Genomic DNA, 23008 nt, shown 5'->3' with positions numbered 1-23008 from the left:
GAATGGGCGCGCCGCGGCGCCCGCATGGATGGCATTACGCGACCTGTTGTTCGTCGATGCGGCGCAACCGGTTGATAATGCCTTGCTCCTCGCGCGGCGAGAAGAAATACGGATAGAAGGAACGCTCGTTGGTGGTGGTGCTCCAGGTGCCGCCGAGATTCTTGATCTGTTCCGTCACATATTCCAGGCTGATACGCAGGAGGTAAGCCGGCGCATTCACGCGCGGATTGGTCTTGACGTCGCCGACCCGCTCGAATCCGAGCATGTGCTCGTAAAAACGCCGATGGCGCGGATTGACTTCGATGACGATATCGGTGCAATCGTGGATATCGCGCGCGTAAATCACGGCCAGGTGAAACAGGTTGGCCAGCGAGGTTTTCGAGCGCACCGTCGGGTCGAAGGCCAGCTTGGTGAATTCACAGAGCTTGGCCCCGCGCGCGCGGTAAACGTCGAGTTCTTCCTTGAAAATCTGGTCGGCCATCAGGCCGATCGGCGAGTCGATCCCCAGCGTCAGCGTACCGACCACGTCGCCCTTGTCGGTGGCGGTGAGGGTGATGCGGTTGGGGTCGTCCGTGAACTGGTGCGTCCCCGCGTAGCCGCGCCAGGCATACATCTTGTTGACCAGCATGCTGGCCGAATTGCGTCCTTTCGCCGTATCGGTAAGCCGGATTCCATATGAATCTTGGTTCACGATAACATCCTCTAATTCTGAGTTCGCCATATTATCGCGATCCTCGGAAACATGAGCGTTCGATAGAATTTCGACGGAAACTTCTCCGTTTTCCTTCACATCTTCGGATTTTGTCATCGCGGACACCTCGTTTTGCGGCGCCGCCGCGATTGCGGCGGCGCCCCGGTTTGGCCCAATGCCGCACCCGTTCCGATGCCGGAAAGAAGCGCGGTCCTGTCGGTTTTATTCTGCTGGAATAGTAGAGCTTTATAGAGTTTTTAGCAACGAACGCGCCTCGTCCAGCTGGGGGAATGGCTTGTTCTGGGCGAGCAGGGTTTCGAGTTCCTTGCGCGCGCCGTTCTTGTCGCCGGATTTATGCAGTCCGACCGCCAGGTGATAACGGATCTCCGGCGCATTCGGACTACTGCCGACCGCTTTTTGCAGCAGCGGCAGGCCGCGTTCGACATTGCCCTGTTCGACCAGCATCCAGCCCAGCGTGTCCATGACCGAGGCATTGTTTGCCGCGACCTTGTAGGCCTGTTCGGCGGTGGCCAGCGCGCGCGGGTCTTTGTCCTGCTGGTAGGCCCAGGCCAGGTTGTTCAGCGCCGCGCCGTTGTCCGGCTGGCGCTTGACCAGGGCCTCGAGGATGGCGATGGCCGGCTTGAACTGCTTCTCGGCCATGTGCGATTCGGCCAGGTACATCTGGACCGTCGCGTCTTCCGGGTTCTGCTTGGCCCAGGCGGCGATGCGCTGCTGCGCTTCCTTGGTCTTGCCCATCTTGCGCAGCGTCTCGGCGCTGCGCATCAGGATCGCGCCCGACTTGGTGATCGCGAGCGCCTTGTCGTAGGCGGCCACGGCCAGTTCCGGCTTCTTCAGCGTCTGCTGCAGGTCGCCCTCGAGCAGGAAGCCGACCGGCGAACCCGGGGTCTTCTGCTGCAGGTCGCGCGCCATCGCCAGCGCCTCGTCGTGACGGCCGCGGCGCATCGCCAGTTCGACCTGGGCCACGCGCGCCTGTAGCAGGTCCGGCTGCAGCGCGACGGCGCGCTTGAGCGCTTCGGCGGCGGCGCTGTCGTTCTTCAGCTTGGCATGGGCACTGGCCAGGCGCATTTGCGCCAGGGCCGATTTCGGCAGCACGTTGACCAGCTTGCTGTAGCTGTCGAGCGCGCCCTGCGCGTCATTGTTCGCCAGCTGGGCCTGGCCGAGCAGGTCGAGCAGGTCGGGGCTGGACGGGTTCGAGGCCTGGAACTTGCGCGCCAGCGTCAGCGCCTTTGCTTCCTGCTTGGTCACCAGGTAGTGGCTGCCCAGCTTCAGTACGGCCGGGATCGCGTCGGGATTCTCGGCTTGCGCCTTTTCCAGCCAGGTGGTGGCTTCCTCGGGCTTTTGCTGCAGCATGGCCAGGTCGGCCAGCGCGGCCATCGCGCCGAAGTTCTTCTTGTCCTTCTCCAGCAGCGCCTCGAAACGCTTGCGGGCGGCGTCCGGCTTCTGCTCGCGCAGGTCGAGCTGGGCCAGGTTGGCGGCGGCCGGGAAGAAGGTCGGCTGCAGCTGCAGCGCCTTTTCGAAGGCGGCGCGCGCGGCCGGCACGTCGCCCTTGGCCAGGTGCACCGAGGCCTTCAGGTTCTGGGTCTGCGGATTGTCCGGCTGCGCCTGCTCAAGCCGGGTGACCGCGGCCAGTGCCTTGTCGTAGCGCTTCAGGTTGAGTTCGGCCTGGACCAGGGCGGTCAGCGCGCGCGGCGATTTCGGATCGAGTTCGGCGGCGCGTTCGAGTTCGTCGATGGCCTTGGCGTTGTCGCCCTGGCTCAGGCGCGACAGGCCGAGCGAGGTATGCAGCACGGCGGCGTCGGGCGCCAGCTTGGCAGCCTTCTCGAACAGCGCGGTGGCCCTGCCGAAGTCGCGTGCCTGCATGTAGGACTCGCCGGCCAGGGCCAGCAGCTGCGGATCGTTGGTGTTGTCCAGGGCCGGCGCCAGCGCGGCGACCGCGTCGGCCGGCTGCGCACCCTTGAGCAGGGCCTGGGCCAGCAGCTTGCGCGCGTACAGGTTGTTCGGATCGGCCGCCAGGTACTTGCGCAGGTAGGCCTCGGCCTGGCCGTTCGACCCCAGATTCAGCTCGACCGCACCGGCCAGCAGGATGCTCGGCAGGTGTTCCGGCGCGCTCTTGAGGATCTTCTGCAGCGACTCGCGCGCGGCCGCGTATTTGCCCTCGGTGTGGTCGACCAGGGCCTGGGCGTGGAGCACGCCCAGGCTGTTCGGCGCGGCCTTGCGGCCCGCTTCGATTTCGGCGCGCGCTTCGGCGTACTTGCCCTGCTCGATGCGGATGTAGGCCTTCTCGACGTTGGCATTGCGGTCCTGCGGACGCAGCGCCAGCACCTTGTCGAACGCGGCCAGGGCCTCGTCCGGCTTGCCGGTGGCGCGCAGCATGCCGCCGCGGAACATCCAGACTTCGGGGTTGTTCGCATCCTTGGTGGTCGCCTCGGCGGCGTAGCGCTCGGCGGCTTCGCCGTCACGGGTCACCAGCGCGTGGCGCGCGAGGCCCATCAGCGCCGCGCCGCTGTTCGGCTGCAGCGCCAGCGCCGCGTCGTACGATTTCTTCGCTTCGGCCTGCTGGTTCTGCGCCAGCAGGGCGTCGCCGCGCAAGGCCAGCAGCGGCGCCGACTTGGCGACCAGCTCGGGCTTGAGTTCGTCGAGCGCTTCCTTGAACTTGCCTTGCGACTGCAGGGCGCGCGCCAGTTCCGGCAGCACGCGCTCGCTGGCGCCGCCCAGGCTGGCGGCGCGGCGCAATTCCTTCTCGGCCGAGACCGGGTCGCCGGTCTCGACATACAGGGTGCCGAGCGCCAGGCGCGCCTCGACGTCCTCGGGGCTCTTCGCCACGGCATTCTTCAGCTGGATCAGGGCGGCCTTCTGGTCGCCCTTCTGCTGGTACTGCTTGGCTTCGGCGAGCAGGGTAGCGGTCGATTCGTCGCGGCTGCAACCACCCAGGCCGGCCAGCAGCAGCGCGCTCGTCACGACGGCGGTGGTGAGTTTGATCTTGGAGACTTTACGGGACATGGGTTCCTCAGGGTGTGTGCTGACGCCGTCCGGAATCCGGCCGACGAGTTTCCTCACTAACAATAATACCTCAAGGAATGGCTTGTATCCCGCACAATGGAAATCGCTGTTGCATACGCGCGATTTCTTTTTGGACAGGTTTCCTGACGGCTGCGTTCAGACGGCAGCGGCTCATTCGGTGTCGCCCTTGCGCAGGCGGCTCAGCAGGGCCTCGACATTGTCGCCAACCGGCAAACCGTGCCGGCGCAGCAATTGCACGTGCAACACCAGGTTTTCCAGCACCAGCTTGGCCGATACCGCAAGCAGGGTCAAGAGGCGGTCCTCGGTGCTGAAGTTTTCCATCGCCGCGGCCATCTCGCACAGGTGGCTCGCCACCAGCTGGCGCAGCTCGTCCTCGGCAAAGGGCAGGTCGGCGAAATCGATCGGATCTTCCTGCTCGACTTCGCGCATCAGTTGCGCAAGGTGTTCGGGCTTGATCGGCATGCGTGGCTCCGAGGGTCGTGGTGAAGCCATTGTAGGGGAGGTGGCGTGGCAGTGGCCACGGGACTGCGCGCCGCCTGTTCGGAGTCATGCGCAAAAAAAAAGCCGGCGCCCGAAGGCGCCGGCCGGCGGCAAGGCGAAAGGCCTTACATGTTGCGGCGATACTGCCCGCCCACCTCGAACAGGGCGGTGGTGATCTGGCCCAGTGAGCAGACGCGCACGGCGTCCATCAGCTTCTCGAACACGTTGTGGTTGTCGATCGCGGCCTGCTGCAGCGCGGCCAGGGCGGCCGGCGCCTCATTCGCGTGGCGCTGGTGGAAGTCCTCCAGGCGCTTCAATTGCGACTGCTTCTCGTCGTCGGTCGAACGGGCCAGCTCGATCGTGGCCGGGGCGCCGGCGCCCTTCGGATTGCGGAAGGTGTTGACGCCGATGATCGGCAGCGAGCCGTCGTGCTTCTTGTGCTCGTAGAGCATCGACTCTTCCTGGATCTTGCCGCGCTGGTAGCCGGTTTCCATTGCGCCCAGCACGCCGCCGCGCTCGGCGATGCGCTCGAACTCCTGCAGCACCGCTTCCTCGACCAGGTCGGTCAGCTCGTCGATGATGAAGGCGCCCTGGTTCGGGTTTTCGTTCTTGGCCAGACCCCATTCGCGGTTGATGATCAGCTGGATCGCCAGCGCGCGGCGAACCGATTCGTCGGTCGGCGTGGTGATCGCCTCGTCGTAGGCGTTGGTGTGCAGCGAGTTGCAGTTGTCGTAGATCGCGATCAGCGCCTGCAGCGTGGTGCGGATGTCGTTGAAGTCGATCTCCTGCGCGTGCAGCGAGCGGCCCGAGGTCTGGACGTGGTACTTCAGCTTCTGCGAGCGGTCGTTGGCGCCGTACTTGTCGCGCATGGCGACGGCCCAGATGCGGCGCGCGACGCGGCCCAGCACCGTGTATTCCGGGTCCATGCCGTTCGAGAAGAAGAACGACAGGTTGGGAGCGAAGTCGTCGATGTGCATGCCGCGCGCAAGATACGCTTCGACAAAGGTGAAGCCGTTCGACAGGGTAAACGCCAGCTGCGAGATCGGGTTCGCGCCCGCTTCGGCGATGTGGTAGCCCGAGATCGACACCGAGTAGAAGTTGCGCACCTGGTGGTGCACGAAGTACTCCTGGATGTCGCCCATCACCTTCAGCGAGAACTCGGTCGAGAAGATGCAGGTGTTCTGGCCCTGGTCTTCCTTCAGGATGTCGGCCTGCACCGTGCCGCGCACGTTGGCCAGCACCCATTCCCTGATCTTGGCCGCTTCGTCGGCGGTCGGCTGGCGGCCATTGTCGGCCACGAACTTGTCGATCTGCTGGTCGATCGCCGTGTTCATGAACATGGCGAGGATGGTCGGCGCCGGGCCGTTGATGGTCATCGAGACGGAGGTGCTCGGGCTGCACAGGTCGAAACCGTCGTACAGCACCTTCATGTCGTCCAGGGTCGCGATCGAGACGCCCGAGTTGCCGACTTTACCGTAGATGTCCGGGCGCAGCGCCGGGTCGGCGCCGTACAGGGTCACCGAGTCGAAAGCAGTGGATAAGCGCTTCGCGTCCATGCCGGTCGACACCAGCTTGAAACGTTTATTGGTGCGGAAGGCGTCGCCTTCGCCGGCGAACATGCGGGTCGGATCCTCTCCCTCGCGCTTGAAGGCGAACACGCCGGCCGTGAACGGGAACGAGCCCGGTACGTTTTCCAGCATCAGGAAGCGCAGGATTTCGCCGTGGTCCTCGAACTTCGGCAGGGCGACTTTACGGATGGTGGTGCCGGACAGGGTTTTTTGCACCAACTTGGTGCGAATTTCCTTGTCGCGGATTTTGACGACGTAGTCGTCGCCGGCGTAGGCCGCCTGCATGTCCGGCCACATGGCCAGCAGCTTCTTCGCGCCGCCGTCCATCGCGTTCTCGCGCTCGGTGATCAGGTCGTCCAGGACCACTTCGCGGTTGGCAGCAAGCAGCATGCGCTTGGTTTCGCTCAGTTGCTGGCGCTCGCGGGCGAGCTTGACCTGTTTCGCGGTGTTCTTGTGGTAGCCGCGCACGGTGTCGGCGATCTCGGCGAGATAACGCGCGCGCGCCGGCGGCACGATGACGTTCTTGCCGCTCGAGTGCTTCTGCGACGGCGCGGCCAGTTTCGATGGCTCGACCGGCAGGCCCAGTTGCGCCAGCTTCGGCAGCAGGCCGTGGTACAGGGCGGTGACGCCGTCGTCGTTGAAGCGCGAGGCCTGGGTGCCGAACACCGGCATCTCGTCCGGGCTTTGCGACCACAGTTCGCGGTTGCGCTGGTACTGCTTGGCGACGTCGCGCAGCGCGTCCTGGGCGCCCTTGCGGTCGAATTTATTAATCGCGATGAAATCGGCGAAATCGAGCATGTCGATTTTTTCGAGCTGCGAGGCGGCGCCGAATTCCGGCGTCATCACGTACATCGAGGCGTCGACGTGCGGCACGATGGCCGCGTCGCCCTGGCCGATGCCCGAGGTTTCGACGATCACCAGGTCGAAGCCGGCGACCTTGCAGGCGGCGATCACGCTAGGGAGCGCGGCCGAGATCTCCGAACCGGCTTCGCGGGTGGCGAGCGAGCGCATGAAGACGCGGGATTGACCGTTCCACGGATTGATCGCGTTCATGCGGATGCGGTCGCCCAGCAGGGCGCCGCCCGACTTGCGGCGCGACGGGTCGATCGAGATCACCGCGATGTTCAGGCGGTCGTTCTGGTCGAGGCGGATGCGGCGGATGAGTTCATCGGTCAGCGAGGATTTGCCGGCGCCGCCGGTGCCGGTGATGCCCAGCGCCGGTACCTTCAGCGTGTCGGCCGCTTCCAACACCTGCTTGCGCAGGCCTTCGTCGGCCTTGCCGTTTTCCAGCGCGGTGATCAACTGGGCCAGCGGACGGTGGCGTTCGGCGATGTCGCCGGCGCGCAGGGCGTCGATCGAGGTCGGGGCATAGGTCGACAGGTCGATGTCGCAGGCTTCGATCATCGAGCGGATCATGCCCACCAGGCCCATGCGCTGGCCGTCTTCCGGGCTGAAGATGCGTGCGACGCCATAGGCGTGCAGTTCCTCGATCTCGGACGGGACGATGACGCCGCCGCCGCCGCCGAAGACCTTGATGTGGGCGCCGCCGCGTTGTTTCAGCAGGTCGATCATGTACTTGAAGTACTCGACGTGGCCGCCCTGGTAGCTGGAGATGGCGATGCCCTGCACGTCTTCGGCCAGGGCCGCGGTGACGACCTCGTCGACCGAGCGGTTGTGGCCGAGGTGGATGACCTCGACGCCGTTCGACTGCAGGATGCGGCGCATGATGTTGATCGAGGCGTCGTGGCCGTCGAACAGGGAGGCGGCGGTGACGAAGCGCACCTTGTTGGCCAGCTTCGGTTGCTCAGGCAGGCCGAGCTTGGCGGCGGGGGTGATGTCGTTCATGGTGTTCCTTCTGGAATCGGAAGCGGACAGGTTCGATTTGTACGGTATATGACGTTAACGTTAACGTCAAGCTTGAGGTGTGGTGATGAGGCGACCCGTAGGGTGGACGGGTTCCCCGTCCACGCGTTCAAGCAGCGTTAAATCGTTCGCGATGGATCAGACATGCGTTGGACGCGTGGACGGCAGAGCCGTCCACCCTACGTTCCTCCGCTTCAGGCGGCGCGTTTCTTGACGTTGCCGCTCAGCAGCTCCGCCTTGCGCAGGCGGAAGGCCTCGACCGCCTTTTCCTTCACGTGGCCGAAGCCGCGGATCTGCTCCGGCAGGCTGGCCAGCGCGACGGCGTCGGCATGCGAGGCGCCGTTCAGGGTCGGCAGCAATCCTTCGATCATCTGGCGGTATTCATTGATCAGCGCGCGTTCCATCTTGCGCTCGGTGGTGTAGCCGAACACGTCGAAGGCGCCGCCGCGCAGGCCTTTGAGTTTGGCCAGCAGCTTGAAGGCGCCCATCATCCACGCGCCGAACTCCTGCTTCACCAGTTCGCCCTTGGCGTTCTTCTTCGCGAACAGCGGCGGGGCCAGGTTGAACTTCAGCTTGACGTCGCCTTCGAACTGCGATTTCACCTGCTCGAGGAAGCGGCCATCGGTGTACAGGCGCGCCACTTCGTACTCGTCCTTGTAGGCCATCAGCTTGAAGTAGTACTTGGCGACCGCCATCGACAGCTTGTTGCCGAGACCTGCCGCGGTTTCGGCGGCGCGCACCTTCTCCACCAGCTCGGCATACACGCCGGCATAGGCCGCGTCCTGGTAGCCGGTCAGGAATTCGACGCGCTTCTTGACGACGGTCTCCAGGCTCTGCGGCATCTGCACCAGCACGGCCTGGGTCGGCGTGGCGGTCTTCTCGACGCGCTTGAAGTCGACCGCGGCGCGACGGCCCCACAGGAAGCTCTTCTTGTTCGATGCCACCGCCACGCCATTGAGTTCGATGGCGCGCAGCAGGGCGGCCTCGGTCAGCGGGATGCGGCCCTTCTGCCAGGCGTAGCCCATCAGGAACAGGTTGGTCGCGATCGAGTCGCCCATCAGCGCGGTGGCCAGCTTGGTCGCGTCGATGAAGTCGGCGCCGTCCGCGCCGCCCACGGCTTCCACGATCAGGCCGCGCACGTCCTCGGCCGGGAACTGCCAGTCGGCGTTCTGGGCAAAGGTGCCGGTCGGCTGTTCGTGCAGGTTGACGATGGCGAGCGTGCGGCCCGGGCGCATCTTCGAGACCGCGTCGGCGGCGCCGGTGGTCAGCATGTCGCAGCCGAGGATCAGGTCGGCCTCGCCGGTGGCGATGCGCTGGGCGCGCAGGCGCTGCGGCGACATCGCGATCTTCACGTGCGAGGTGACGGAGCCGTTCTTCTGGCTCATGCCGGTCATGTCCAGCACCGAGGCGCCCTTGCCCTCCAGGTGGGCGGCCATGCCCATCAGGGCGCCGACGGTGATCACGCCGGTGCCGCCGATACCGTTGATGAGGATGTTGTACGGATGCTCGACGGACGGCAGCACCGGTTCCGGCAGCGCGCCCCAGCCGTCGTCGTCGCTCTTGCTGACGCCGGCCTTGCTCTTCTTGAGCGTACCGCCTTCGACGGTGACGAAGCTCGGGCAGAAGCCCTTGGCGCACGAGTAATCCTTGTTGCAGGAGGACTGGTCGATCTGGCGCTTGCGGCCGAACTCGGTTTCCTTCGGCAGGATCGAGACGCAGTTCGACTGCACGCCGCAGTCGCCGCAGCCTTCGCAGACGGCTTCGTTGATGACCATGCGCTTGGCCAGGTCGGGGAACTCGCCTTTTTTACGACGGCGGCGCTTCTCGGCGGCGCAGGTCTGGTCGTAGATGATGACCGACACGCCCGGCAGTTCGCGCAGCTCGCGCTGGATGGCGTCCATCTCCTTGCGGTCGTGCAGGGTGACGATGGCCGGCAGGGCGCTGCGGTCCTCGTAGCGCGACAGGTCTTCGGTCACCAGCGCGATGCGCTTCACGCCCTCGGCCGCCATCTGCTGGGCGATGTGCGGCACCGACGTGGTGCCGTCGACCGGCTGGCCGCCGGTCATCGCGACCGCGTCGTTGTACAGGATCTTATAGGTGATGTTCACCTTGGCCGAGACGGCCGCGCGCACGGCCAGGTAGCCCGAGTGGAAATAGGTGCCGTCGCCCAGGTTCTGGAACACGTGCGGCACTTTCGAGAACGCGGCCTGGCCGATCCAGGGCGCGCCTTCGCCGCCCATATGGGTGGTCAGCTTGTTCATCTCGGGATAGATCGAGGTCGCCATCACGTGGCAGCCGATGCCGGCCAGCGCGAAGGAACCTTCCGGCACCTTGGTCGAGGTGTTGTGCGGGCAGCCGGAGCAGTAGAAGGCCGGGCGGAACGGCGTGGTGATCGCCTTTTGCAGCACGGCGTCCTTCGCGTCCAGGAAGGCCAGGCGGGCCTTGATCAGGTCGCGCGTGGCGCCGTCCTCGACCAGGCGCGCGATGCGGCCGGCGATCACGCGCGCTACTTGCGCCACCGAGAAATCGGCCTTCGGCGGCAGCAGCCAGTCGCCGCGCGGCGCGACCCATTCGCCCTTGTCGTCGAACTTGCCGATGATGTGGGGACGCACGTCGTCGCGCCAGTTGTAGAGCTGCTCCTTGAGCTGGTACTCGACGACTTGCCGCTTTTCTTCGACCACCAGGATCTCTTCCAGGCCTTGCGCGAATTCGCGCACGCCTTCCGGCTCCAGCGGCCAGATCATCGCGACCTTGAACAGGCGCAGGCCGACCTTGGCCGCCATGGCTTCGTCGATGCCCAGCTCTTCCAGCGCTTCCAGCACATCGAGGTAGGATTTGCCGGAGGCGATGATGCCGAGCTTGGCGTTCGGGCTGTCGATCGTAGTGTGGTTCAGCTTGTTTTCGCGGGCGTAGGCCAGGGCTGCATAGATCTTGTAGTCCTGCATCAGCGCTTCCTGGGCGCGCGCCTGCTGGCCCAGCGGCACCGACGACAACTTCGTGTTCAGGCCGCCTTCGGGCATGACGAAGTCCTGCGGGATCTTGACCTGCACGCGGTGCGGGTTGGCGTCGACCGAGGCGCTCGATTCGACCGTGTCGGCCAGCGCTTTAAAAGCGACGGCGCAGCCCGAGAAACGCGACATGGCCCAGCCGTGCACGCCGAGGTCCAGGTATTCCTGCACGTTGCAGGGGTAGAGCACCGGGATCATGCAGGCCGAGAAGATGTGGTCGGACTGGTGCGGCAGGGTCGACGAATACGCGCCGTGGTCGTCGCCGGCCACCAGCAGCACGCCGCCGTTCTTGCTCGTTCCGGCATGGTTCATGTGCTTGAAGACGTCGCCGCAGCGGTCCACGCCCGGGCCCTTGCCGTACCACATGGCGAACACGCCGTCGTACTTGGTCGGGCCGATCAGGTCGACCGTTTGCGTGCCCCAGACGGCGGTCGCGGCCAGGTCCTCGTTCACGCCCGGCACGAACTGCACGTGGTTCGCTTCCAGGTGCTTCTTCGCCTTCCACAGGGTCTCGTCGAGACCGCCCAGCGGCGAGCCGCGGTAGCCCGAGACGAAGCCGGCCGTGTCCAGGCCGGCGGCGGCGTCGCGCTCGCGCTGCATCATCGGCAGGCGCACCAGGGCCTGGATGCCGGACAGGAAGATGTTGCCGGTCTTGGCAGTGTATTTGTCGTCGAGGGTGACAGTGGTCAGACGCGAGGTGTAATCCTGCGCGGGCTCGCGCGGCGCGACGGTATCGGGCATGTGAGTCTCCAAGCTTTGTAGTTGGTGTTGTCCCGCCGGGCTGGCGCACCGGGTAGGTGCTGGGCGCGGCGGACGGGTGTCGCGGTCGGCGACGCATGGTGCAGACGAACCGGCAGGGGTTCATCGGTCGGCGTGGAGTGTATGGCCTTGCCGGCGGAAGGGGAAATACGGAATCGGGATGGGGGTATAAGAAAAACTGATAGCAGTTATTCAAGAAGCTGAGCACCGGGCCATTGCCCATTCGTGCACAGCATTTCGGTGACTTCACGCACCAGGCGGCTGATCGCGGAAGCCGCGTTCGTCAGCGGGATGTTGCGCGAGGCACAGAGGGTCACCTTGCGCCGGATTGCCGGGCTGTGCACCGGCGTAGCGATCAGGGCGCCGCTGTCGATTTCCGCACGCAGCGGAGCCAGCGGCAGCAGGGTGGCGCCCATGTCGGCCAGCAGGGCCGATTTCAGGATCGCGATCGAATTGATCTCGATGATGTTGGCCAGCGCCAGCCCGGCGCTGCCGGCGGCCTGTTCGATCAGCGGGCGCACGCCGTGCTGCTGGGCCGGCAGGATCAGGGTGCTTGCCAGCGCCGCGCCGAGGGTGATGGCCGGGCCTGGCGGCACCCAGCTCGCGCCGGCGCGGCAGATGTACATCAAGTCTTCCTCGACCAGGGGCGTGGTGTCGAACCCGGTCAGCTGGCCGTCGTCGAACAGGACGGCCAGGTTCAGCCGTCCGGATTTCAGCTGTTCGTTCAGGTTGCCCGAGATTTCCTCGGTCAGCTGCAGTGTGATTTCGGGATAGGTGGCGCGCGCGGCGGTCAGCAGGGGCAGGGCCAGGGCGCCTGAGATACTGTGCGGCAGCCCGAGCGTGACGCTGCCCGAGGGACGCGTGGTCGACTGCGTGACGGCCGCGCGGGCATCAAGCACCTGCTTCAGGATGGCCTGGGCGTGTTCATAAAAAATCTTGCCTGCATCGGTACTGAGCACGCCGTGGGCGGAACGGTGCAGCAGCTGGGCGCCGAGTTCTTCTTCCAGCTGGCGCAACTGTTGCGTAAGCGCCGGCTGCGCCACGTGCAGCACCAGCGCGGCGCGCGAGAGCGAGCCGTGATCGACGATGGCCACGAAATAGCGGAGCTGGCGTAGTTCCATAAGGAATTATTTTGTGCCTGGTTGCAACACTTAGTGGACAGAAAGTTTATGTAGGGAAAGTAGGTTGTTATACTGCATGGTCCGTCACGGTGGCGGAGATTAACACATCGTCAGACCGTAGCATGCTCAAGAAAATCGATTCCTCCCGGCTGCGCGTGGGCATGGCCATCCACGACCTGGACTGCGGCTGGATGGAACATCCCTTCGTTCGTGCCAGGTTTGTGCTGACCAGCGAGGACGAGATCCGCAAGATCGTCAACGCCGGCATCCGCGGCGTCGTCATCGACTGTTCCCGCGGGCTGGACGTGGCCGAGGCGCCGACCCTGGCCGAGACCCAGGCCCAGACCGAGAAGGAAGTCGCGGAAATCGCGGCCAGGCCGGTCAAGCCGGCGCGCACCACGCTCGCCGACGAGATGCAGCGCGCGGTGAACATCCGGCGCCAGGCGGTCGGCCTGGTGCGCACGGTGATGCAGGACGCACGCCTGGGCAAGGCGGTCGAGCTCGATAATGTGTCGCCGGTGGTGCAGAACATCACCGAGTCGATCCTGCGCAATTCCGGCGCACTGCTGGGGCTATTGCGCATCAAGACCAAGGACGACTACACCTTCCTCCATTCGGTGAGCGTGTGCACGCTGCTGGTGGCGTTCTGCCGCTCGCGCGGCATGGACGACGAGACGATCTACCAGGCCGGTATCGGCGGGCTGCTGCACGACACCGGCAAGGCGCTGGTGCCGGACCACATCCTGAACAAGTCTGGACGCCTCACCGACGAGGAATTCGCGATCATCAGGAAGCACCCGCGCGACGGCTACGACATCCTGCGCCAGACCCCGGAGATCGGCCAGATCCCGCTCGACATCACGCTGCACCACCACGAGCGGCGCGACGGCAGCGGTTATCCGGACCGGCAGGCCGAAGGCCAGATCAGCGAACTGGCGCAGATGGCGGCCATCGTCGACGTCTACGACGCCATCACCTCGGACCGCTGCTACCACAAGGGCATGTCGGCGGCCGACGCGCTGCGCAAGATCTACGAGTGGAGCAAGTTCCACTTCAGCCCGTCGCTGACCCAGGAATTCATGCGCTGCGTCGGCATTTATCCGGTCGGCACCATGGTCATGCTGGAATCGGGCCGCCTGGGCGTGGTGGTCGAGCCGCACGAATCGAACCTGCTGACGCCCAAGGTCAACGTGTTCTTCAATACCCGCAGCCAGACCTACATCCGTCCCGAGCTGCTCGACCTGTCGCGCGCGCTGGGCTTCGGCGGCGGCGACAAGATCGTGCGCCACGAGTCGCCCGAGAAGTGGGGGGTCGACCCGAACCGGTTTTTGCTGGTCGCCTGAGCGTCCGGCACGACCCTCATGGCTGCGTTGCATCGTCTTGCCGTACTAGCGTACTGTCTTCGACGATGCGCCTTGCCCTGAGAGTCGTGTCGAACGCTCGAAAACGTTCTGGAGCTTAAAAAAACTCGGCGGTGTCGTTCGAGGCGACGGTCTGCAACAGGCCGCGCTCGATCAGTTCGTCGTAGTGGCAGACCTGGTTGCGGCCGTGGGTCTTGGCGTAGTACAGCGCCTGGTCGGCATGGCCGAGCGTGACCACCGGCGAATCGTAGGGGCTGATGCTGACGAAGCCGACGCTCACCGTCACCCGCCCCACCTGCGGGAAATCATGCGCTTCCACGTTCGCGCGGAAGCGATCGATGATGCGGCGCGCGTTTTCCAGCGTGGTCGAGCGCAGCAGCACCACGAACTCTTCGCCGCCGAAGCGGAACACCCGGTCCTGGGCGCGAAACGCGGCCTGCAGCTGGTTTGCGATCAGGATCAGCACCTCGTCGCCGTACAGGTGGCCGAAGGTATCGTTGACGAGCTTGAAATGGTCGACGTCGACCACCGCCAGCCATTGCTTCTCCTGCGCATGATGCTGGCGCCGCTCGGGCTGGCCCGGCAGCGGCGGCTCCTGCTCGTGCGGGCACTGGAGCATGCGCGCCAACTGGTCCTCGAAGGTCTTGCGGTTCAGGAGACCGGTGAGCGAATCGCGCTCGCTGTAGTCGAGCAGGTTCTGGAAATTGCGGTAGACGCCGACGATGCCGGCGACCATGTGGATGGTCTGCTCCGGAAAGGGCGCGCCGCGCACGATCTCGAGACAGGTATCGGCTTTTTCGCCGAACCAGATCGGCAACCATAAAGTCCGCGTGCCGTCGGCAGCGACGGCTTCGGCGCTGGTCTCGCGCGCCGCCAGGCAGCCCGCCAGTTCGGGCAATGCGGTCAACGGCAAGTCCGGGGTGGCGCCGTCGAGCGGTTCATGGATCCGGGCGCGGCCGCCGGCCTCGATGCTGGCGCGCGGCCGGACGTAAGGCAGGCCGCCGAAGGTGAAGACGGACAACACCCGCGTCTGCGCGGCGGCGGCCAGTTCCTGCACTGCCGCGATTACCGAAACGTCGAGCATCGCGTGGTCGCGGTGGCCGGTCATGTCCACCATATGTTTCAGAAGGGAATCCATGTCATTCTCTGAAATGTAATCAACCCACTCGTCGCCCACGGCACGCTGCTATTTGCTTACCGAAGTCGAAATTTCCGAAGAGCAAGCGAAACAGCATAATCTGTTTTTGCATTTACAGCAATAATCTCGTCGGCTTTTCAGCATGCTGCGTGGCATCCGAACGCCACGTTTGCGCCCGCTCAAAAATTTCCCCAAGTAAATGATTCCTGTGGGAAAGCTTGCGTGCAGTCAACTTGCCGTACGGCATCAAAACGTATGATGAACTCACTGAAACGGAAACGACAAAGCAGCGTCAGCCGAGTCAGGGAACCACCTCCGTTTCAGGGTTGTTCTTATAAACCACCATATGGAGTTTGTCATGAAAACGATCTTTACCGCTATCCAAGCTTTCGTTGCTGACGAAGACGGTGTGACTGCCATCGAGTATGGCCTGATCGCCGCCCTGGTCGGTGTCGCGATGGCCGGTGCGGCCACGCTGCTGGGTGATCAGATCGAAGCGACCTTCACCAACGTGAAAACCACGCTGGAAAATGCGCTGAAATAATCACTTGGTCTCGCCCTCCGGACTCCGGTCCGGAGGGCTTTTTTTTTTTTTGAGGAGCGCACTCATGCCCGTCCAGACCTGGCTCGACTTGATGCTGCTTGTTCTCGTCGTCGCCGCCGCGATCACCGACCTGGCGACCAGAAAGATCCCGAATCTCCTGCTGCTCGCCGCCTGGTGCGGCGTGCTGGGCCTGCACCTGTCGGGCGCGACCCCCGCGGGGGCGGCCGGCAGCGCGCTGGCCGGCGCCGCCATCGGCTTCGGCCTGTTCATTCCCCTGTATGCGCTGCGCGGCATGGCCGCCGGCGACGTCAAGCTGATGGCGACGGTCGGCTTGTTCCTTGGCCCCGCGCAAACCCTGCATGCGTGCGTCCTGGCCTGGTGCGCCGGCGGCCTGATGGCGCTCCTGATGATCCTGGCCACGCGCCGCTGGCAGCTGGCCTGGATCAATCTGCGCCGGCTGCTGGTGGCGCTCCTGCCGCTGCCATGGCAGGCGCGGCTGTACCCCGGTCCGGTGCCGGACGGAGCGGGGCTGAAGAGCGCGGGCTCGATGCCCTACGGTCTGGCAATTGCTCTCAGTGCCTTATGGCTGCTGGGGCAGCGCTATCACGGCTGAGCCGCCAGCTTGCTTCATCTCAAGGGTGCCCAGGAAGCCCGTCGCTAGAATCAAATCAATGTCGTTAGAGAAATATTTTATTGTCTGCGAGGAGAATGCCATGATCGAAACGCTGTCGTTTGGCTCGGCCGAGCACGGCGCCGCGGCGTCGGCCGGCATGGCCGGGCGCATGCCGCCGGCGCCGCCGGGCGAGCCGGAGGTGGCGGCGATCCTGCCGCGCCAGGCGAAGTCCGTCAGCGATACCGGGCTCGATGCACGCCTGGTCTGTGCGCTGATGCTCAAGACCCTGCATGCGAACGGCCGCGCGCCCTTGCCTCTGCTCGCGGGCAAACTCAAGCTGTCGGTCAGCGTGCTGCGCGAAGTGCTGGCCAGCCTGATGGCCGAGCAGCACGTGGAAGTAGCCTGGTGCGGCGAATCCGACATCGACGTCCAGTACCAATTGACGCCGATCGGCCAGCGCGCCGCGCTCGACTGCCTGGCCGAGTGCCGCTATATCGGCCCGGCGCCGGTCACGCTGGGCGCCTGGCGTGCGATGGTCGAGCGCCAGTCGCTGCGCCAGGCCGGGGCGGGCCGCCCCAGTGCGGCCGACATCGCCGCCGTGCTGGCCGACGACGGCCTCGAGACGCAGCAGCGCACGCTGCTCGGCGCCGCCCTGCATGCACAGCGCGCCTTGCTGTTGTACGGGCCGAGCGGCAGCGGCAAGAGCACGCTGGCGCGCAAGCTGGCGCGCCTGCTGCCGGGGGCCGTGGCGGTGCCCTACGCGATCCTGGTCGGGGACCGCATCGTGCGCTTCCATGATCCGCTGCGCCATCCGGCGCCGCTGCCCCTGGCGCGCCAGCAGGAGGAGCGGCGCAGCTGCGATGCGCGCTGGGTCGTGTGCCAGCGTCCGCTGGTGCATGTCGGCGCCGAACTCGAGCCGGAAGCGCTCGAGCCGCGCTACGACGCGGACCAGGGCGTGTACCAGGCGCCCCTGCACCTGCAGGCGAACAACGGCATCTTCGTCATCGACGACCTCGGGCGCCAGCGGGTGCCGGCGCCCGAGCTGCTCAAGCGCTGGTTCGGCATCCTCGACGGCGGCCCGGCGCGCATCACGCTCGGCGGCGGCCAGGCCGAGACCATGCCGTTCGAGGCCATGCTCGTCTTCGTCACCGACCTGGCGCCGGCCGGCGTATTCGATCCCGCCCTGCTGCGCCGCATCGGTTACCGCATCGCGCTCGGGCCGCTGGCCGAACCGGCCTACCGCGCGCTCTGGCGGCGCCTGTGCCGGCTGCGCCGCCTCGATTGCGATGAAGCGCTGCTCGACCACCTGGTCGCGCGCCTGCACCGCGCCAGCGGCACGCCGCTCCTGGCCTGCCATCCCGAGGAGCTGCTCGGACGCCTGTTCGACTTCGCCGGCAGCGCCGGCACCGAGCCGCGCCTGACGGTCGCCGCCCTGGAGCAGGCCTGGAGCAGCATGTCCGCCGGCGCCGCCCCGGCCCCGAACCACCTTGCAGGAATCGCATCATGAAGAACAAACGCGCCCTCATTGTGATGGCCGTCGCCATCCTGTTCGGCCTGACGGCCGTGGTGCTGGCTTCGCGCTGGCTGCTGCAGCAGCCGGGCGCCGGCACCGGCCACATCGTGGTCGCCGCGGCCGACATCAATCTCGGCCAGCGGCTCACGCCCGAGATGCTCAAGCTGGCGGAGTGGCCGGCAGACAGCCTGCCCAAAGGGGTATTCACCGATCCGCAGAAGCTGGCCGGGCGGGTGGTCAAGAGCAGCGTGCTGGCCGGCGAACCGGTGAGCGAGGCGAAGCTGGCGCCGAGCGGCACCCTGGGCGGCTTGTCGGCCCTGATCACCGAAGGCAAGCGCGCCATCACGGTGCGCGTCAACGACGTCATCGGCGTAGCCGGCTTCACCCTGCCGGGCAACTACGTCGACATCATCGTCAGCACCCAGAAGGATCCGGTTCCGGGAGCGGGCGGGCGCGAGCAGGATATCTCGAAGATCGTGCTCGAGCGGATCCTGGTGCTGGCCGTGGCCCAGGAAGTCAACCGCGACGAGACCAAGCCGCGCGTGGTGAATGCCGTCACGCTCGAGGTCACGCCGGAACAGGCCGAGAAGCTCGACCTGGCGCGCAGCGTCGGCACCCTGTCGCTGGCCCTGCGCAACCAGGTCGATCCGCAATCGGCCCAGACCGACGGCGCCACCAAGCTCACCCTGCTGCCGGGCGTCGAGCCGGTCCCGACCAAGCCGGCGCCGGCCAAGCCGGCCGCCGCGCCGCGCCGCCCCGACAAGCCGGCCGTGCACCGTGTCGCCACGCCGCCGGTACGGCGCAACTGCGTCAGCGTCATCAACGGCCTGCAGTCTTCGCAGGAATGTTTCTGATCCCCTTCGCGTGCAGGTGAAACCATGAACACGAGTACCAATCAATCCCGCCTTGCATGCCGCGTTGCGCTCAGCGGTATGGCGCTGGCGCTGGCGGGCGCCGCCCAGGCGGCGCGTCCGGTGGCGCAGGCCGAGACCCCCGTCGTGGCCGGCGAGCATGCCGAAGTCGGTCCACGCTGCAAGGGCGAGGCCGCGCGTCCGGCGCAGGTCGCGCTCCAGATGGGCAAGTCGACGCTGATGCGCCTGCCGGAGTCGGTGCAGAACCGCAGCGTCGGCAACCCTTCCGTGGTACAGGCCATGTTGGTGGCGCCCGATACGATGTACATCGCCGGGGTCGACGTCGGCACCACCAACATGATCGTGCAGGGCCGCAGCGGCCTGTGCAGCGTGCTCGACATCACGGTGGCCATGGATCCGACTGCGCTGCAGGCGACGCTGGCGGCCGTCATGCCGGAAGAGAAGGACATCCGCGTGCTGGCGGCGGCCGACTCGCTGGTCCTGACCGGCACCGTCTCCGACGCTTCCGCCGCCGCCCGCGCCGCCGAGCTGGCGCTGGCCTATGTGCGCAAGCCGCTGCGGCCGATGAGCGCGGTGCCGAAAGAGCTGGCCCCCGACCAGGCCGGCGGCGGCGGGGGAAATGCCGCCAGTGCCGCCAACCTGCGCGTGGTCAACCTGTTGAGCGTCAGCGCACCGCAGCAGGTGCAGCTTGAGGTGAAGGTCGCCGAGGTGTCGAAATCCCTGCTGGAGCGGCTCGAGGCCGGCGCCAGCTGGCGTTTCACTTCGGGCAGCTGGGCTGCCGCCCTGGTCTCGAATTTCCTGACCGGGAACGCCGCTTCCAGGCTGGCCGCCGGCCGCAGCACCGACAAGGGCTTCGTCCTGGACAGCGAGACCAAGGACAGCCTGGTGCGCGTGCTGGCCGAGCCGAACGTGATGGCGATCAGCGGCCAGGAAGGCAGTTTCCTGGCCGGCGGCAAGTTCTATATTCCGGTCGCGCAGGAGAGGGACAAGGTCACGCTCGAAGAAAAGGAATTCGGCGTCGGCCTGCGCTTTACGCCGACGGTGCTCAGCGGCGGCCGCATCAACCTGCGCGTGGCGCCCGAGGTATCCGAACTGTCGCGCGAAGGCATCGGCATCAGCACCAATGGTCTGATCGGCGGCGCCGTCCTGCCGGTGGTGACGACACGCCGTGCCAGCACGACCGTCCAGCTGTACGATGGCCAGAGCTTCGTCATCGGTGGCCTGATCAAGAACAACCTCGTCACCAACCTGAAGGGCGTGCCGGTGCTCGGCGAGCTGCCGGTATTGGGGGCGCTGTTTCGCAGCACCGACTTCCAGCAGGATCGCACCGAGCTGGTGTTCGTGATCACGGCGCGCCTGGTCAAACCGCTCACCGCCACCGGCTACGCGCTGCCGACCGATGGCGTGGATGCGCCTTCGCGCGCCGCCCTGATGCTCGGCGGACGGCTCGAGGGCGCGGCCAGGCTTCCCGAACGCAGTGCGCCGCCGGCCCAGAGCGTCGACGGTTTCGAACTCAAATAGGAGAAGGTCATGGCTACTTACAAGACCATTGCATGTGTCGCGGCGCTGCTGCTGGTACAGGGCTGCGCGACCGCGCCGCGCTTCGACCGCCAGTTCGGCGCGTCGGTGCGCGCCAACGTGGCGGCGCAAACGATCGATCCGCGCGGCGCGGCGAATGCCAATCCGGCCGCCGGCATCGACGGTCCGGCCGCGCGCGCCGCGCATGCCCGCTACCAGCGTTCGTTCGCCCAGCCGCAATCCGAGTCCGGGTCGCTGGTCAACACGCTCGGCACCGGGCAGTGAACAGCGCTCCGCCGCGCCCGCATTCCAGTCCGTTGCGCCCTGCGCGCCCGCCTCCGCCATCGATAACCTGAGCCTCGATGAGGATCGTCATGAAAGCCCTTTTGATCAGCCGCGACAGTCTGCTGTATGCCGAAATCGCCTCACAGGGCGCGGCACGCGTGCCGCCGCTGAACGTAGCCGCCAGCCGCGTGTCGATGCGCGAAGCACTCGACCGCCCGGTGGCCGACGCGCCGGGCCTGGTGATCGTCGACGCCAGCGCCGGCAGCGCCGAGGACGGCGATTTGCTCGAACGCCTGGCGCGCCAATACCCGGAAGCGCAGTTCATGCTGCTCACCAGCGAGCATCGTCCGGAACTCCTGATCCGGGCGATGCGCGCCGGGGTGCGCGAAGTGCTGCAGCTGCCCCTGGTGCACCGCGCCTTCCACGAAACGATGGACCGCATCGCGACCGCCGCCGGGGTTGCCCAGCTGCGCGACGGCAAGGTGCTGGCCTTTATTGCCTGCAAGGGCGGCAGCGGCGCGACCTTCATCTCGACCAACTTCGGCTATGCGCTGGCGACGCTGGCCGAGAAGAAGGTCCTGCTGATCGACCTACACGGCCAGTTCGGCGACGCCGCGCTGTACGTCTCGGACCAGAAGCCGACCATGACCCTGTCCGACGTCTGCGAGCAGATCGCCCGCGTCGACGGGCCCTTCCTCGATTCCTGCCTGGTGCACGTCACGCACGGCTTCGGCGTGCTGGCCGCGGCCGACGACCCTTCGCAGGCGAAGGAAGCCAAGCCCGAGCACATGGATGCCATCCTGCGCGTGGCGCGCCAGCACTACGACTACATCGTGCTCGACGTCGGGCGCCAGATCGACGCCGTCTCGCTGCGCGCGCTCGACAGCACCGACACCATCTATCCGGTGCTGCAGCTGGCGCTGCCCGACATCCGCGACGCCCGCCGCCTGCTCGACATCTTCCGCTCGCTCGGCTATCCGAACGAGAGCATCCGCCTGATCGTCAACCGCTACGAGAAGGGCGGGCGCCTGCGCCTGCCCGACCTGCACGCCGCGCTCGGCTGCGAAGTCGTGCACACCGTGCCCAACGATTACATCGCCGTCACCGACTCGGTCAACCAGGGCGTGCCGGTGCTCGAGCTGTCGCGCGCGAGCGCGGCGGCGCGCAGCCTGGCCGACCTGGTCGAACTGGTCACCGCGCGCCGCGCGCCCGAAAGCCGCGGCCTGTTCAATCGCCTGTTCGGCCGCGGCGATACCGATTATTGAAAGGAGAAGCCATGTCGCTGCGTGAACGCCTGTCCGTATCCGATGACGAGCGCCGCTCCGGCGTACTTCCGGCCGAGGCCGGCAACAGTGCCTACCAGGAGCTCAAGAAGACGATGCACCAGATGATCCTCGACCGGATCGACCTGGAGCGTCTCAAGCGCCTGACCGCCGAGCAGTTCAAGCACGAGTTGGCCCTGCTGATCCAGCGCATCATCGAGGAAGAACGCATCGTCCTCAACCAGCACGAGCGCCACAACCTGGTGCTCGACATCCAGCACGAGATGCTCGGCTTCGGCCCGCTCGAGCCGCTCCTGAACGACCCGAGCGTCTCCGACATCCTGGTCAATACCGCCAGCCGCGTCTATGTCGAGCGGCGCGGCAAGCTGGAATTGACCGACGTGTCCTTCCACGACAACGCGCACCTGATGAAGATCATCGAGAAGATCGTCTCGCGCGTGGGCCGCCGCGTCGACGAATCGAGCCCGATGGTCGACGCGCGCCTGCCGGACGGTTCGCGCGTGAACGCCATCATCCCGCCGCTGGCGGTCGATGGCCCGCTGCTGTCGATCCGCCGCTTCGGCGCGACGCCGCTGACGGTGCAGAACCTGCTCGACTACAAGAGCATGACGCCGCCGATGATCAAGGTGCTGGAGGGACTGGGCATCGCCAAGATCAACATCCTGATCTCGGGCGGTACCGGCAGCGGCAAGACCACGCTGCTCAACCTGCTGTCGGGCTTCATTCCGGCCACCGAGCGCATCGTCACCATCGAGGACGCGGCCGAGCTGCAGCTGCGCCAGCCGCACGTGGTGCGCCTGGAGACGCGCCCGCCGAACATCGAGGGCAAGGGCGAGGTCACCCAGCGCGCGCTGGTGAAGAACTCGCTGCGCATGCGGCCCGACCGCATCATCCTGGGCGAGGTGCGCGGCCCGGAAGCGCTCGACATGCTGCAGGCGATGAACACCGGCCACGAAGGTTCGCTCGCCACGATCCACTCGAACACGCCGCGCGACGCACTGGCGCGGCTCGAGAACATGGTCGGCATGGCCGGCGTGAACCTGACGCCGCGTGCGATCCGCCAGCAGATCTGTTCGGCCGTGACGGTGGTGGTGCAGGCTTCGCGCCTGATCGACGGCTGCCGCAAGGTGGTCAGCATCCAGGAAATCACCGGCATGGAAGGCGACATCATCTCGATGCAGGAGATCTTCCGTTTCGAGCAGACCGGGGTCGACCGCGACGGCAAGGTGCTCGGCCATTTCAGCGCGACCGGGGTGCGCCCGCGCTTCGCCGACCGCCTCAAGATGTACGGCGCCGACATCCCCGACGACACCTTCGACCCCGACCGCATCTACCAATGAACCGGCAGG

Annotated in this window: 16 protein-coding genes; 9 read left to right on the top strand and 7 right to left on the bottom strand. The window is 66.1% G+C overall.

Annotated features, from left to right (window positions below):
• Positions 1–34 precede the first annotated feature (34 nt).
• The 6 genes from RT688_RS00260 to RT688_RS00235 form a co-directional block, all read right to left on the bottom strand.
• Positions 35–808: an N-acyl amino acid synthase FeeM domain-containing protein gene (locus tag RT688_RS00260; protein ID WP_313702852.1), complete on the bottom strand. Its 774-nt coding sequence runs from the start codon at positions 806–808 to the stop codon at positions 35–37.
• A gap of 129 nt (positions 809–937) precedes the next feature.
• Positions 938–3712 (bottom strand): XrtA/PEP-CTERM system TPR-repeat protein PrsT, encoded by a 2775-nt coding sequence (gene prsT, locus RT688_RS00255; protein ID WP_313702851.1) that lies wholly within the window; start codon positions 3710–3712, stop codon positions 938–940.
• Between the two features lie 171 nt (positions 3713–3883).
• Positions 3884–4195, bottom strand: coding sequence for a hypothetical protein (locus RT688_RS00250; protein WP_313702850.1), 312 nt, complete (start codon positions 4193–4195; stop codon positions 3884–3886).
• Positions 4196–4338: 143 nt separating this feature from the next.
• Positions 4339–7626 (bottom strand): fused isobutyryl-CoA mutase/GTPase IcmF, encoded by a 3288-nt coding sequence (gene icmF / locus RT688_RS00245; protein WP_313702849.1) that lies wholly within the window; start codon positions 7624–7626, stop codon positions 4339–4341.
• 212 nt (positions 7627–7838) lie between these two features.
• The gene (locus tag RT688_RS00240) at positions 7839–11393 is read right to left on the bottom strand and encodes an indolepyruvate ferredoxin oxidoreductase family protein (protein ID WP_313702847.1); all 3555 of its coding nucleotides are present in this window, start codon (positions 11391–11393) and stop codon (positions 7839–7841) included.
• A 206-nt stretch (positions 11394–11599) separates the two neighbouring features.
• Positions 11600–12532 carry a LysR substrate-binding domain-containing protein gene (locus tag RT688_RS00235; RefSeq protein ID WP_313702846.1) on the bottom strand — a complete coding sequence of 311 codons (933 nt, stop codon included), beginning with the start codon at positions 12530–12532 and terminating at the stop codon, positions 11600–11602.
• Between the two features lie 122 nt (positions 12533–12654).
• Here RT688_RS00235 and RT688_RS00230 point away from each other — a divergent pair, with 122 nt between their 5' ends.
• The gene (locus tag RT688_RS00230; protein ID WP_313702844.1) at positions 12655–13875 is read left to right on the top strand and encodes an HD-GYP domain-containing protein; all 1221 of its coding nucleotides are present in this window, start codon (positions 12655–12657) and stop codon (positions 13873–13875) included.
• A 115-nt stretch (positions 13876–13990) separates the two neighbouring features.
• Here the strand turns inward: RT688_RS00230 and RT688_RS00225 are convergent, their stop codons facing one another.
• Entirely contained in the window at positions 13991–15031 is a 1041-nt protein-coding gene (locus RT688_RS00225; RefSeq protein WP_313702842.1) for a GGDEF domain-containing protein, read from the bottom strand.
• Positions 15032–15389: 358 nt separating this feature from the next.
• On the opposite strand from RT688_RS00225, the gene RT688_RS00220 reads away from it, so the two are divergent.
• The 8 genes from RT688_RS00220 (at position 15390) to RT688_RS00185 (ending at position 22999) form a co-directional block, all read left to right on the top strand.
• A complete protein-coding gene (locus tag RT688_RS00220; RefSeq protein WP_313702841.1) occupies positions 15390–15575 on the top strand; it encodes a Flp family type IVb pilin in 186 nt (61 codons plus the stop codon).
• 64 nt (positions 15576–15639) lie between these two features.
• Entirely contained in the window at positions 15640–16188 is a 549-nt protein-coding gene (locus RT688_RS00215) for a prepilin peptidase (protein WP_313702840.1), read from the top strand.
• A gap of 100 nt (positions 16189–16288) precedes the next feature.
• Positions 16289–17695, top strand: coding sequence for an ATP-binding protein (locus tag RT688_RS00210; RefSeq protein ID WP_313702839.1), 1407 nt, complete (start codon positions 16289–16291; stop codon positions 17693–17695).
• Positions 17692–18555: a Flp pilus assembly protein CpaB gene (gene cpaB / locus RT688_RS00205; protein ID WP_313702838.1), complete on the top strand. Its 864-nt coding sequence runs from the start codon at positions 17692–17694 to the stop codon at positions 18553–18555. The genes RT688_RS00210 and cpaB overlap by 4 nt, the downstream gene beginning before the upstream one ends.
• A 24-nt stretch (positions 18556–18579) precedes the next feature.
• The gene (locus RT688_RS00200) at positions 18580–20094 is read left to right on the top strand and encodes a type II and III secretion system protein family protein (RefSeq protein ID WP_313702837.1); all 1515 of its coding nucleotides are present in this window, start codon (positions 18580–18582) and stop codon (positions 20092–20094) included.
• 9 nt (positions 20095–20103) lie between these two features.
• Entirely contained in the window at positions 20104–20376 is a 273-nt protein-coding gene (locus tag RT688_RS00195; RefSeq protein ID WP_313702835.1) for a hypothetical protein, read from the top strand.
• A gap of 89 nt (positions 20377–20465) precedes the next feature.
• Positions 20466–21641, top strand: coding sequence for an AAA family ATPase (locus RT688_RS00190; RefSeq protein ID WP_313702834.1), 1176 nt, complete (start codon positions 20466–20468; stop codon positions 21639–21641).
• Positions 21642–21652: 11 nt separating this feature from the next.
• Positions 21653–22999: a CpaF family protein gene (locus RT688_RS00185; protein WP_313702833.1), complete on the top strand. Its 1347-nt coding sequence runs from the start codon at positions 21653–21655 to the stop codon at positions 22997–22999.
• The last annotated feature ends 9 nt before the right edge of the window (positions 23000–23008 follow it).

The organism is Massilia sp. (assembly GCF_032106685.1).
In the GTDB taxonomy this organism is placed as follows: Bacteria; Pseudomonadota; Gammaproteobacteria; order Burkholderiales; family Burkholderiaceae_D; genus Telluria.
Note: the sequence above shows the minus strand (reverse complement) of the source record. Positions and strands in the feature narration are given on the sequence as shown.

What these genes read in the sequence shown, in the direction of transcription:
- RT688_RS00260 (WP_313702852.1), bottom strand. Translation starts at nt 808, where the DNA reads ATGACAAAATCCGAAGATGTGAAGGAAAACGGAGAAGTTTCCGTCGAA.
- prsT (WP_313702851.1), bottom strand. Translation starts at nt 3,712, where the DNA reads ATGTCCCGTAAAGTCTCCAAGATCAAACTCACCACCGCCGTCGTGACG.
- RT688_RS00250 (WP_313702850.1), bottom strand. Translation starts at nt 4,195, where the DNA reads ATGCCGATCAAGCCCGAACACCTTGCGCAACTGATGCGCGAAGTCGAG.
- icmF (WP_313702849.1), bottom strand. Translation starts at nt 7,626, where the DNA reads ATGAACGACATCACCCCCGCCGCCAAGCTCGGCCTGCCTGAGCAACCG.
- RT688_RS00240 (WP_313702847.1), bottom strand. Translation starts at nt 11,393, where the DNA reads ATGCCCGATACCGTCGCGCCGCGCGAGCCCGCGCAGGATTACACCTCG.
- RT688_RS00235 (WP_313702846.1), bottom strand. Translation starts at nt 12,532, where the DNA reads ATGGAACTACGCCAGCTCCGCTATTTCGTGGCCATCGTCGATCACGGC.
- RT688_RS00230 (WP_313702844.1), top strand. Translation starts at nt 12,655, where the DNA reads ATGCTCAAGAAAATCGATTCCTCCCGGCTGCGCGTGGGCATGGCCATC.
- RT688_RS00225 (WP_313702842.1), bottom strand. Translation starts at nt 15,031, where the DNA reads ATGGATTCCCTTCTGAAACATATGGTGGACATGACCGGCCACCGCGAC.
- RT688_RS00220 (WP_313702841.1), top strand. Translation starts at nt 15,390, where the DNA reads ATGAAAACGATCTTTACCGCTATCCAAGCTTTCGTTGCTGACGAAGAC.
- RT688_RS00215 (WP_313702840.1), top strand. Translation starts at nt 15,640, where the DNA reads ATGCCCGTCCAGACCTGGCTCGACTTGATGCTGCTTGTTCTCGTCGTC.
- RT688_RS00210 (WP_313702839.1), top strand. Translation starts at nt 16,289, where the DNA reads ATGATCGAAACGCTGTCGTTTGGCTCGGCCGAGCACGGCGCCGCGGCG.
- cpaB (WP_313702838.1), top strand. Translation starts at nt 17,692, where the DNA reads ATGAAGAACAAACGCGCCCTCATTGTGATGGCCGTCGCCATCCTGTTC.
- RT688_RS00200 (WP_313702837.1), top strand. Translation starts at nt 18,580, where the DNA reads ATGAACACGAGTACCAATCAATCCCGCCTTGCATGCCGCGTTGCGCTC.
- RT688_RS00195 (WP_313702835.1), top strand. Translation starts at nt 20,104, where the DNA reads ATGGCTACTTACAAGACCATTGCATGTGTCGCGGCGCTGCTGCTGGTA.
- RT688_RS00190 (WP_313702834.1), top strand. Translation starts at nt 20,466, where the DNA reads ATGAAAGCCCTTTTGATCAGCCGCGACAGTCTGCTGTATGCCGAAATC.
- RT688_RS00185 (WP_313702833.1), top strand. Translation starts at nt 21,653, where the DNA reads ATGTCGCTGCGTGAACGCCTGTCCGTATCCGATGACGAGCGCCGCTCC.